At 69.9% G+C, this 11,776-nt stretch carries 7 protein-coding genes and 1 pseudogene; 2 read left to right on the plus strand and 6 right to left on the minus strand.

What is annotated here, in order from left to right; genetic code table 11:
* The first annotated feature begins 20 nt into the window (after window positions 1-20).
* Window positions 21-1,784 carry a glycoside hydrolase family 6 protein gene (locus ABD355_RS19010; RefSeq protein ID WP_344401645.1) on the plus strand — a complete coding sequence of 588 codons (1,764 nt, stop codon included), beginning with the start codon at window positions 21-23 and terminating at the stop codon, window positions 1,782-1,784.
* Window positions 1,785-1,961: 177 nt separating this feature from the next.
* Here ABD355_RS19010 and ABD355_RS19015 read toward each other — a convergent pair whose 3' ends face one another.
* The 5 genes from ABD355_RS19015 to ABD355_RS19035 all read right to left on the minus strand — a co-directional run bounded on the left by ABD355_RS19015 (window position 1,962) and on the right by ABD355_RS19035 (window position 8,473).
* Complete coding sequence (locus ABD355_RS19015) at window positions 1,962-2,177, minus strand: hypothetical protein (RefSeq protein ID WP_344401646.1); 216 nt, start codon at window positions 2,175-2,177, stop codon at window positions 1,962-1,964.
* A 226-nt stretch (window positions 2,178-2,403) separates the two neighbouring features.
* Window positions 2,404-4,011, minus strand: a complete 1,608-nt coding sequence (locus tag ABD355_RS19020) for an alpha/beta hydrolase (RefSeq protein ID WP_344401647.1) — start codon at window positions 4,009-4,011, stop codon at window positions 2,404-2,406.
* Between the two features lie 483 nt (window positions 4,012-4,494).
* On the minus strand, window positions 4,495-5,193 hold the full coding sequence (locus tag ABD355_RS19025) for a response regulator (RefSeq protein WP_344401648.1): 699 nt from the start codon (window positions 5,191-5,193) through the stop codon (window positions 4,495-4,497).
* Complete coding sequence (locus ABD355_RS19030; RefSeq protein ID WP_425585766.1) at window positions 5,190-6,401, minus strand: sensor histidine kinase; 1,212 nt, start codon at window positions 6,399-6,401, stop codon at window positions 5,190-5,192. The genes ABD355_RS19025 and ABD355_RS19030 overlap by 4 nt, the downstream gene beginning before the upstream one ends.
* 890 nt (window positions 6,402-7,291) lie before the next feature.
* Window positions 7,292-8,473: an alpha/beta hydrolase family protein gene (locus ABD355_RS19035; RefSeq protein ID WP_344401650.1), complete on the minus strand. Its 1,182-nt coding sequence runs from the start codon at window positions 8,471-8,473 to the stop codon at window positions 7,292-7,294.
* A gap of 541 nt (window positions 8,474-9,014) precedes the next feature.
* On the opposite strand from ABD355_RS19035, the gene ABD355_RS19040 reads away from it, so the two are divergent.
* Window positions 9,015-11,453, plus strand: coding sequence for an ArnT family glycosyltransferase (locus tag ABD355_RS19040; protein ID WP_344401652.1), 2,439 nt, complete (start codon window positions 9,015-9,017; stop codon window positions 11,451-11,453).
* A 30-nt stretch (window positions 11,454-11,483) separates the two neighbouring features.
* On the opposite strand, the pseudogene ABD355_RS19045 reads toward ABD355_RS19040, so the two are convergent.
* Window positions 11,484-11,684: pseudogene (locus ABD355_RS19045) on the minus strand (helix-turn-helix domain-containing protein); the annotation flags it as partial.
* Between the last annotated feature and the right edge of the window lie 92 nt (window positions 11,685-11,776).

An 11,776-nucleotide genomic window follows, 5' to 3' on the forward strand; every position in this document is an offset into this window, starting at 1 on the left:
GAAGAAGGAAACCCGCACTCATGAGTCACACCAGGACATCGCTGCTCGCAGCCCTGACGCTGGTCGCCGGGTTGTCGGGGACGGCGCTCGTCGTCGGCCAGGCCGGCGCTGCCACCTCGGCCGTCCCCTGCACCGTCGACTACAGGATCCAGAGCCAGTGGGACACCGGCTTCACCGCCGCCGTGACCATCACCAACAACGCGGCCGCCAAGTCGGCCTGGTCGGTGAAGTGGTCGTACGCCGGAAACCAGAAGATCACCAACTTCTGGAACTCGAAGATCAGCCAGAACGGTGCCGATGTCACCGCGGCCAACGAGAGCTACAACGGCGCCCTCGCGAGCGGCGGCTCGGTCAGCTTCGGCTTCAACGGCTCCTACAGCGGCACCAACAGCGTGCCCGCCACGTTCACGCTCGACGGCGTCACCTGCAACGTCGACAGTGGCGGCGGCACTGGCGGAGGTAGCGGGGGCGACACCGGCGGAGGTACTGGCGGGGGTACCGGCGGCGGTGGTGGCGGTGGCGACACCGGCAACCGCGTCGACAACCCCTATGTCGGCGCCAAGGTGTACGTGAACCCCGAGTGGTCGGCCAAGGCCGCCGCCGAGCCGGGCGGCAGCCGTATCGCCGATCAGCCGACCGCCGTGTGGTTGGACCGGATCGCCGCGATCAACGGTGTCAACGGGGGTATGGGTCTGCGCGCGCACCTGGACGAGGCACTGAAGCAGAAGGGCTCGGGCGACCTGGTCGTCCAGCTGGTCATCTATGACCTGCCTGGCCGCGACTGCGCGGCTCTGGCCTCCAACGGCGAACTCGGCCCGAACGACCTCGACAAGTACAAGTCCCAGTACATCGACCCCATCGCCGCGGTCATCTCGGACCCGAAGTACGCGGGGCTGCGGATCGCCACCGTCATCGAACCCGACTCGCTGCCCAACCTGGTCACCAACGCCGGCGGCACCCCCACCACCACCGACGCCTGCGTGACCATGAAGAGCAACGGCAACTACGAGAAGGGCGTCTCGTACGCCCTGGACAAGCTCGGCGCCATCCCGAACGTCTACAACTACATCGACGCCGGTCACCACGGCTGGCTCGGCTGGGACTCCAACCTCGGCCCGGCCGTCCAGGAGTTCGCCAAGGTCGCCACCAGCAACGGGGCAAGCGTCAACGACGTCGCCGGCTTCATCGTCAACACCGCCAACTACAGCCCGGTCAAGGAGCCCAACTTCAAGATCACCGACACCGTCAACGGTCAGACGGTGCGCCAGTCCAAGTGGGTGGACTGGAACCAGTACGTGGACGAACAGTCCTTCGCCCAGGCGATGCGCGACAAGCTCGTCGCGGCCGGATTCAACTCCGGCATCGGCATGCTGATCGACACCTCCCGCAACGGCTGGGGCGGCTCCGCGCGTCCCACCGGCCCCGGACCGCAGACCTCCGTAGACGACTACGTCAACGGCAGCCGCATCGACCGGCGCATCCACGCCGGGAACTGGTGCAACCAGAGCGGCGCCGGACTTGGCCAGCGGCCCACCGCGGCCCCCGCTGCCGGGATCGACGCCTACGTGTGGGTCAAGCCGCCGGGCGAGTCCGACGGCTCCAGCTCCGCCGTCTCCAACGACGAGGGCAAGGGCTTCGACCGCATGTGCGACCCCACCTACGGCGGCAACGCACGCAACGGCAACAACCCCACCGGCGCCCTGCCGAACGCACCGCTGGCGGGGCACTGGTTCTCCGCCCAGTTCCAGCAGCTCATGCAGAACGCCTACCCGCCGCTGTCATGATCCGCTGACGTGGTGACTTCGCCGGGGCCCGGTCGCTCAAGGCCGTGGCCCCGGCGAATCGCGCACTCCGGAGCGAGCACGCGTGAAGTGGGCGGCTCGGGTGAGGCCGCGGCGTTCTCTGTCCCGCGTACCCTCACCGCCCTTCCACCGGCTGGCTGGGGCCTGCTGCCGCACCTGTCACAGACAGACCGGGACCCAGACCGTGACGACGCAGTTGGCGGTACTCTCGTCGCCGCCGGCGGCCGGTGCCTTTGAGATGGCGTGCGGGGTGAGCGGCGCGGGGGCAGCGAACGCGGCTGTTGCCGACTCTGCTGCAAGAGCAAAGACCAGGGCAGCACTGACTGTGAGCGTTCGCAGAATGACTTTCTTCGGCCAGTCGATCTGTGTGTTCATACGGATACCGTGCCCCGAGTCCCGCCATGACTCATCGGAAGATCACCCGAACGGGTTCCTCAAGCTTCTGACCGCTGGCGCTACGCCTCCGGGAGCCACGGTGCGTTCGGGGGGCCGGCGGAGGTGCGAAGGGAGTGGATCTGTTCTTCGGGGCTGATTCGAATGCCGATGCAGCGGTTCTCGGCCATCGCCGCGGACCACACAGGAAACACCGCGTGCGGGCGGGCTACTTGTGGGTGACGTCGGTGCAGTAGACGTCCCTGCCCGGCAGGTGGCCGGTGGTCAAGAAGCCGACGGTGGCCTTGTCGGCGCAGGCGGAGCCTTCGTCGTAGACGTAGTGACCACCGTTGTCCACGCCGACGAAGGCGGAGCCGCCTCCGAGGGCCTTGTGCAGCCCGACGCCGCTTTCCCACGGGGTGGCGTTGTCCCGGCGGTTCTGCAGGATCAGGGTGTTGCGCGGGCCGCCGGGCGTCACCTTGACGGTCGCCTCAGCCGGCTTGTCCCAGTAGGCGCATGCCCAGATGTTGGCGGGCATCCCCGCGGTGAGCGGCCACTTCTCGCGGTCGGCGACCGTGCGGACGGCGTAGCCGTGGACGTCGTGCGGCCATTCGGCGTCGCCGCAGGTCAGAGCCATGAACATGGTGGCCTGGTTGTCCGTGGGGATGCCCGGGGACGGCGGCGTGTCGGCGAACACCTCCTTGAGGACTGCGGTGTCGGCGGCCGTGGTGCTGCCGCCGGTCAGGTCGGCGGCGGCCTTCCAGAACTTGGCGAGCACGGGAAGCGTGTCGTTGTGCAGAAGCAGGGCGTAGGTCATGTTGCGCAGCAGCGCCCCGTCCAGCGAGACCGATGTGCCGGCAATCGTCACGGGCGCGCGGTCGAGCCGGTCGGCGAGGGCGAGGTAGGTGTGGGTCACCTGCGCGACGTTCGTGCCCAGCTTGAGGGTGCTGTCCTGCGCCGCGGCGACGCGGGCGGCGTCGGGGAACCGGTCGGCCATGCCCTTGCCCCAGGTGTCCGCGACCTGGTCGGCCCATACCTTGGTGGGGTCGACGTTGCCTTCCAGGACCATCCGGTCGGTGTGGCCCTTGAAGAGGGAGCGGTAAACGGCGCCGAGGTAGGTGCCGTATGACTGGCCCCAGTAGGAGAGCTTCTTCTCACCGAGCGCCTGGCGGATGCGGTCCATGTCGCGGGCGGTGTTGGCGGTGTTGTAGTACCGCAGGTTCTTGCCCACCTTGTCGGCGCACTGCCTGGCGTCGGCCTCGGCGAGGGCCACGTTCTTCGTGATCGAGCCGTCCGCGGCGGGATAGGGGAAGAGCCCGGACACGCTGGGGTCCTTCAGTCCGCAGCTCTGCGGGGTGCTGTGTTCGACTCCGCGCGGGTCGAAACCGATCAGGTCGTAGCGGTCCAGCACGGACTTCGGCAGGGTGGAAGCCATGCTTTCGGGCATGTCGAGACCGCCCAGGGCCGGCCCCCCGGGGTTCAGCAGCAGGACACCACGTCGCTTCCCGGGCTTTGCGGTGGACAGCCGGGAGACCGCCACGTCGATCTTCGTGCCACCCGGGTTCTGGTAGTCCAAGGGGACCTCCAACGTCCCGCAGATCAGGCGGGCGTCACGGGTCTGCCCCTGGGCCGGCGCCGGGCACTCGCCCCAGGTGATCTTGGCGCCACCCGCAGTCTCGTCGACGCTCCTGCCGGAGACCTTGGCCGGCTGCACGCCCTTGGCGTCGGCACCACACGCGACCAGTGCGGTTCCTGCCAGCGTGGAGACCAGCACAGCCGCGGCGATTCGGCGCCCTCTGGGAAAACCGTGCTTCGCGTAACTGCGTGTCGAGGTCATGGCGTTGTCCTTGGCTACTCGGATGGTCGGCCCTCTTTCGGCCGTTGTGTTGACGATCCGAGTCAACAAGAGACAACCGGTGGCGCGGGTCACGGCAGAGAGGACAAAACAGGTAGCTCGCTCGGGGGATCCCGGGGCCGCCCCTTGGAACGCAGCGGCCGCCGTGGGGTTACGGATGAGCTGTGGGCGAGGATCGAGCCGCTGCTGCAACCTTTCCGCGCCGCCCGGATCACCCCGAGGGGCAAAGCGTCCGAACAACCGGACAGCGCTGTCGGGCATCCTGCTTCTGTCGGCATTCCGCGGGTGGCGGAACGGCGGGGGTGGCCCGGTCCTGGTGGACCAGTGAGCCATGCGGGGCGCGGGACCATGCCGATCGGGCGAGCCGGTCCATGGCCCGGATACCGCCTCGGTGGGGTGGCCGGCCAGGAAATGAGCGCGGCCAAGGCCCCGCGTGCGCCGGGCCCGGCCGGCGTCACAGGATCTTCAGGCTCGGTCGCCGCGGCCCGCCAACCCCGCCCGGTACGCCAGGACCACCGCCTGGACGCGGTCGCGGAGGTCGAGTTTGGTGAGGATGCGCGAGACGTAGGTCTTCACGGTCTCGTGGCTGATGACCAGTTCGGTGGCGATCTCGGCGTTCGACAGGCCCTCGCTGAGGAGGAGAAGGACCTCGTGCTCGCGGGGAGTGAGGACCTTGAGGCGCTCGCGCTCGGGTGACGCAGGGGCGGCGGAGGGGCGTACGCGTTCGGCGAAGCGGCCGATCAGGGTGCGGGTGACGGCGGGGGCCAGGAGGGATTCGCCTCCGGCGACGACGCGTACTGCGTTGACCAGTTCGGGCGGCGGGGCGTCCTTCAGCAGGAAGCCGCTGGCGCCGGCGCGCAGGGCCTCGTACACGTACTCGTCGACGTTGAAGGTCGTCACGACGAGGATCCTGGCGGGGCTGGCGGAGTCGGGCCCCGCCAGGATGCGGGTGGCCTCGATTCCGTCGAGCAGGGGCATGCGGATGTCCATGACCACGACGTCCGGCTTAAGCTCCAGCGCGCTGCGGATCGCCTCCCGGCCGTCCACGGCCTCGCCCACGACCTCCATGTCGGGCTGGGCGGAGAGGATCGTGACGAAGCCGGCACGCACGAGGCCCTGGTCCTCGCACACCAGCACCTTGATCGCAGGTGGCGGAACGCTCATACGGCACCTCCCGCCGGGATGCGTGCGTGCACCCGGAACCCGCCCTCCGGGCAGGGCCCCGCCGTGAACTCGCCCCCCAGCATCTCCACCCGTTCCCGCAGCCCGGCCAGGCCCCGACCGCCCGAGACGTGCGGGCCGCCGCCCAGCGGGGCGGCGGACGCGGGAGCGCCGCCGGCCGTTCCCGCGGTGGTGACCTCGACGTCCGTCCAGTCGGGGGTGTGCGCGAGCCGTACCAGCGTCCGCCGGCCCGCGGCGTACTTCACGGCGTTCGTCAGGGATTCCTGCACGACGCGATACGCCGTGAGTTGGGCACCTGTGGCCATCGTCGGCTGCTCTCCGTCCTCGACCAATTCGACCGGCTGGCCGCCTGCTCGTGTCTGCTTCACCAGATCAGGCACCCGGCCCGGCACCGGTGCCCGTTCCCGGGGCGCCGCATCACCGGTCGCCTCCAGTACGCCGAGCAGGAATCGCAGCTCGGCCAGGGCGTGGCGGCCGGTGCCGGCGATGGCGTCGAGGGCCTCATGGAGGCGGTGCGGCGACTCGGTGAGGTACTGCGCCGCACCTGCCTGCACCACCATCGCGGTCACATGGTGGGTCACCACGTCGTGCAACTCCCCGGCCAGGCGGCTGCGTTCCGCCGCGATGGCCATCTGCGCGGACAGGCGCCGGCGCTCGGCCTCCTGCGCCCGCCGCCCGCGTACCTGGACACCCAGACCCCACACCACCGCCAGGACCATGTAATAGAGCACGTAGTCGGTCAGGCCCTCGGGTGAGCCCAGCACGTGCAAGGCGACGCCGAAGACCACGTATCCGCCGGTCGCCGCGACTGGTACGACCCGCCGGAAGCGGTCCTGGTGGGCGCCCGCGGAGTACAGCGCTACGTACAGCCCCAGACTGCCGAAGGCCGGCGGGCAGCCGAGGCACTCGTACACCGCGAACGAGGTCCCCACCACGGCGAGGCAGGCGGCCGGCCACCGGGTGCGCACCGCAAGCGGCAGGGTCTGCCCCAGGGACAGCAGCACACTCGCCACCGAGGCGTCACGGGTGGGAAGGTCGCCGAACTGCACCCCGAACCGCGACAGCGGCGCCGCGAACGAGAGCACCGTGAAGACGAGCGCCACCCCACAGTCCCTGGTGGCGACGGGGTGCGCTCCCCACCACCGCGACGGCACGCGGAGTCGGGCGGACGCGGCGGCCACCGGGTTCACCCGTGCGAAAAGGGCCTTGTCCTGCGCACGCGCCGTTGGCGAGGGGGATTCCGGGCCCGATGGTTCAGGCGCTGCTTGGTCTTCCATCATCATCTTTCACGATCCCGTGGGTCCCACTCCGGAGGCATGAGGACCGGGCCGTGGTCCCGCGTGCCGTCCGCCCTTTCGGTACGACCTGTTCAGTATCCGCACCACATGGCACCGCGGGCCGGACTGCCTTGAACGGTGAGCCTAACGTCCTGTGGCGGGAGTCGCCTCCCCCGGGAGAGGACAGCCGGGTGGCTCGCTCGGGGGACCGGGGAGCGTCAAGTGTTCGCCCGTCGGTGACGACGCCCGGAATGCTACGGGCCGTGCCTCCTGCGGCAGCGGGAGCCCGTCATGGGGTGCTCACCGTCGCTGGAGGGCACCGTCCCATGCCAGAAGGACGCATTGCGTGGATCCGGCCAGCCGCCAACCGGGCTTGTCCAAAGCTCCTTTGGCGCCCCCGAGCCGAGGTCGGCGGTCTGTAGGCTCCGGCCACGGACCGAGGACCCCTTGAGCCCCATGGTGGCGAACTCATCCCTGGGCGGGGGCAGGGAGCCGCACTGCCCGAGCATGGCGGTGGGCACGGCGCGGTGTGCTGCGGCCTGGATCCCGGCCGGATCGATGTCGGCCGTGGTCCAGGCCGGGCTGGCCGGGTTGCCGCTTCGGCGTTTCGACGACGGGTGCCTGGTGCCGGCGGTCGATGTGTCACGGTGGCCTCGCTCGGACGCGCGACAGCTTCTCGCTCTGGACAACCCGGCACGTCCCAGTTCTCGGCTGGTGATCGGGCGGTCGAGCAGCTCGGCCGCGTGGGCCGGCCGCGGGCCTCGCGCAAGGTCGGTGGGCGAGTCCTTGCGGCCGCGGCCCCATCACTGCGGATGGAAGGTGACCTCCGGGTAGGCCGGCGTGGGTCCGTTCAGGATGGGCTCGGGAATGCCCCGTAGATGGAGGTCGAAGAAGGCCGTGACGTAGGTGCGGGTGAGGTCGACGGCCCGCTGGGCGGACAGCGTCGTGCCCGGAGGTTCGGGGATGCCGAGTTTGTCGGCGAGGACCGGGATGTCGGTGAAGCTGCCGTGGTTGGAGCCGGTGACGGTCAGCCAGCGTTTCCAGCCGCTGAGGCGGCTCCAGGCGGCCGTCCAGGAGGGATCCTCGTGGGTGCCGACGGGATGGCCGATCATCAGGAACGGTCGGCCGCCGAGGCCGTCTTCGGGGACGGGCGAGAACAGAGTGCCGTCGAGGTCGACGCCTGCCCGGACACGCTTGTCGTGGGCCATGGTGGGGACGGCTGAGGCGCCGCCGAGGGAGTGGCCCGCCATGCCGATCCTTCTGCCGTCGATCAGGTGGGCGTAGCGCCAGGACGGGTGGCGGCGGTCGGTCAACTCGTTGATGACGAACGAGAGATCCTTCGCCCGGCTGTCCTCGATGGCCTCGGGCGGGTAGGTGTCGGGGTCGTCGCAGACGACGCAGGTGAGGGTCCGCCCGTCGGGGAACGTGGTGCCGGAGTTCTCGTAGGTGTGGTCGACCAGGGCGACGACGTAACCGCGGCTGGCCAGGTCCTCGGCGAGGCTGGTGATCTCGGTGCGGGGCATGGTGAAGCCGGGGGAGAGCAGGATCAGCGGGTATCTGCCGTGCCTCGGGATCGCTCCGGTGTGCGACCAGGTGCGGGTCTCGCTGACCGCCTCGGGTGGGATCGTGGTGCCTGGGATCTTCAGCTGGAGCATCAGCCTGGCGGCCTCGGTGGTCATGTAGGGGGCGGGGCCGCCGGTGCCGGGCCTGGCGGGGTAGTACACCGACACCATCAGCTGCCGCTGCCCGGCCGAGGGGACCCACGGGTCCTGGCGATGCTGGTCGACGAGGTGCAGGATGTCACGGTCGACGGCGTACGGGCCTGTGGGGGCGGGCAGTTCGGCCGGAGAGACGGCGGCGTCGGAGGCCGCGCGTGCGCGGTGCACGGGGGGCGCGGTGGCCGGTGCGGGGGCTGCGGCCACGACGGGCAGCGGCAGGACGAGCGCCAGGACGACAGCGGTGGCTGTACGACGGGTTCTTGTCATGGTGGAGACGCTAGGACCGTGCCTCTCCGTCGGCGTCCGCACGGAGATGTAAGTGACGTCCCTCAGGAGAGGGAGCGTGACCGCCCGCCAACCGCCGTGAGATGTACGGGACATCCCCAGGAACGGTCCGTCCTCCGCCTCACATCCGAGGGTGAGAGGCAGCTGGCCGCTTCCCGCCCCATTGTCGAAAGCGGACTCATCTCGCTGACCGCGGCGGTTCCCCCTGACGAGCTGACCCGCATCGCCGCAACCCTGGCCACCCTTCGCGCGACTCTGGAGGAGGGCTCCCACGGCCGGCCGGGCTGAGGGGCGATGACCGCAGTACTGCTGGGCCCGGGCGCCGACCTTTACATGAATTCCCTGTGAATGAGCTGTGCCTCTACTCTGCGTGCCGAAATGTTCGAGGGGTGATGAAGGGGATCATGCCGATTAAAGGCATCCCCAGGGTGTTTTCAAAGCTTCTTCTTGTTCCGGTGAGAAGTTCCTTGAATATGACCGCTTTGGCGTGGGGAACCCCCGTGCGTGACGAAGACTGCCGAACATGGCTACAACAGTCCTCGACCCGACCGTCCCCAACGGCGCGATCCGTCGCGCGCCATGGAGATCGCCGGCGGACCAACCGGCGTACGCGCGGCCCGCTCTTCTGGTCATCACCGTGCTCGCCGCCACGCTCTATGCGTGGGGGATCGACCACAGCCAGTACCACACGTTCTACGCGAACGCCGCGCGCAGCATGACCGAAAACTGGAAGGCGTTCTTCTACGGTTCCTTCGACCCGGGAAATTCCATCACGCTGGATAAATTGCCAGGATTCCTTTGGCCGCAAGCCATTTCAGCCCGCATTTTCGGATTTCACCCCTGGGCGCTGACGCTTCCTCAGGTAATCGAGGGAGTGGCCGGCCTCCTGGTGCTCTACCGGGTGGTCCGCCGCTGGGCCGGGGTCAACGCGGCGCTGATCGCCGGCACGGCGTTCCTGGTCACGCCGGTCGTCGTGGGCCTGTTCCGCACCGCGGTGGAGGATCCGCTGTTCACGCTCTGCGTGCTGCTGGCCGCGGAGGCCACCCAACGCGCCGCGGAAGCAGGCCGGTTGCGGCCGCTGGTCATGGCGGGCGTATGGGTCGGCATCGGCTTCCAGTCCAAGATGCTGGAGGCGTGGGCGGTGCTGCCCGCGCTGGCGCTGGTGTACCTGATCTCGGCGCCGATCGCGCTGCGCAAGCGGCTGGCGCACCTCACAGTGTCCGCCGTCGTGATGGCCGCGGTCTCCTGCTCCTGGATGCTCGCCGTCACCCTCACCCCGGCCAAGGACCGGCCCTATGTGGACGGCACCACCAACAACTCCGCCTTCAGCATGGTCGTGGGCTACAACTTCCTGAACCGCTTCTCGTCGCTGGGGATCAGCGCCGCCTCCACCGGCAGCATCAGCGCCACCCAGGGCGGCGGCCACGGAGGCGGCCGGCACGGTGCGACAGGCGCCCTGGGCGCGGGCCAGAACGTGGGCGGCCGCTACGGCGTGGCCCAGAACGGTGGCCAGTCCGGCGCGACCGCGCCCAGCGGGCCCGGCACTGCTGGGACAGGACAGCACCCGGGCGCGGGCCACCGCGGTACCGGGGGTCACCGCCGCGGTACACAAGGCGGCTTCGGCGGTGCCTCCGGTTCCGACTCCGCCTCGGCTCAACCCTTCGGTTCCGCTTCCGGACCGCGGGCCGCAGGTGCCGCCCAGCAGGCGGCCGGGCAGCAGTCGGCCGCCGGGCACGGTGGCCTGCAGGGGTATGGCGGCGGAGGCGGCGGTTGGGGTGGTGACCAGAACGGCTGGTCGAAGATGTTCGGCTCGTCGCTCGCCTCGCAGACCGGCTGGCTCTACCCGCTGGCCGCCATCGCCATTGCCTGCGGCCTGTGGTGGCGCCGCAGCAAGCCCCGTACGGACCGGATCCGCCTCGGCTTCGTCATGTGGGGCACCTGGCTGGCCACGTATTTTCTGGTCTTCAGTGCGGGCAGCGTCGGCGGCCACACGTACTACATGGGCGTGATCGCGGTGCCGCTGGCGGCGCTCGCCGGTGGCGGTATGACGCTGCTGTGGCACGCATACCGGGCCGGTGGCCGCCGCGCCTGGCTGTTGCCCGGTGCGGTCGCCGCGACGGCCGCGTGGGGGGCGTACATAGCCGACGGGTTCCCGACCTACCTGCCGTGGCTGGCGCCCGCCGTGGGCGTGCTCGCGGTGGCCGCCGTCGTGCTGCTCGCCCTCGCCCGCACCGGCGTCCGGTCCGGCGGGCGGCTCGCCCTCGCCGGTCTCGCCGCTTCGCTGGCGGCGGTGCTGTTCGCACCCAGCGCCTGGGCGGTGCAGGTGTTCAACCCGTCGTACGGCAGCTCCGGCATGGGCTCGGTCGGTCCGTCCGGCGGCAGGGGCGGCGGGGGCGGTGGCCGCGGCCAGTCGAACCTGGCGGCCGGCCGGATGGGCCAGTCGCCGTGGGGCGGCGCCCGCGGCAAGGGCACTGCGCGCGGTGGCGGCATGGGCGGCTTCGGCGACAGCGGCGGTCAACTGACCACGCAGCAGCAGAAGTTGCTGGATTTCACGACCGCCCACCGAGGTTCCGCGCAGTACGTGTTCGCCACCACAAGCTGGAGCGGTGCCTCCCCGTACATCCTCGCCAAGGGCGCCGAGGTGCTTCCGCTGGGCGGCTTCACGGGCCGGGTTCCGTTCCCCACACCGCGTCAGTTCCAGCAGTTGGTGAACTCGGGCAAGCTCAAGTACGTGCTGGTCAGCGGGAGCAGCCGGGGCATGGGCGCGATGTTCGGCGGCAACGCCGACAGTACGACGAGCACCACCCGGATCACCAAATGGGTCGAGTCCAGCTGCACCCTGGTACCGGCCTCGGCCTACGGCGGAACGCAGTCGTCGGCTGCGGACGCCAACGGGTCCCCCGGACCCGGTAGGGGTGAGGTCGGCGCGACGCAGACCCTCTATCAGTGCGGCAGCGTTTAATTGGGCCAGTGGTGGGGGGTCCCTGGCTTGCGACGGTGAGGATCGCGGGACGCTTGGGCGGTCCTGCAGTCCTGCTTCGCCGTGCATGTCGTACCGGTTCCTCCGCTTGGACAGGCAGGGGCGGGAGACTCCGGCCTCGGCGGCGGCGTGCGCGATCGGACGGGTGCGGCAGCGTTCCACGAGCCTTTGGCGCTCCCCCCCGATGGTCAAGGGGGCCTTTGCACATGTCACCGGAGCACCTCGGTGCTCCGGTCGGCCTGCTTAGACGCCATTTCAGTTGGCGTGATCTTGCGGCAGTCTGGGGTGATGACTGCTGCGCTTGT

Source organism: Streptomyces longisporus, assembly GCF_039532765.1.
GTDB classification, from domain to species: domain Bacteria; phylum Actinomycetota; class Actinomycetes; order Streptomycetales; family Streptomycetaceae; genus Streptomyces; species Streptomyces longisporus.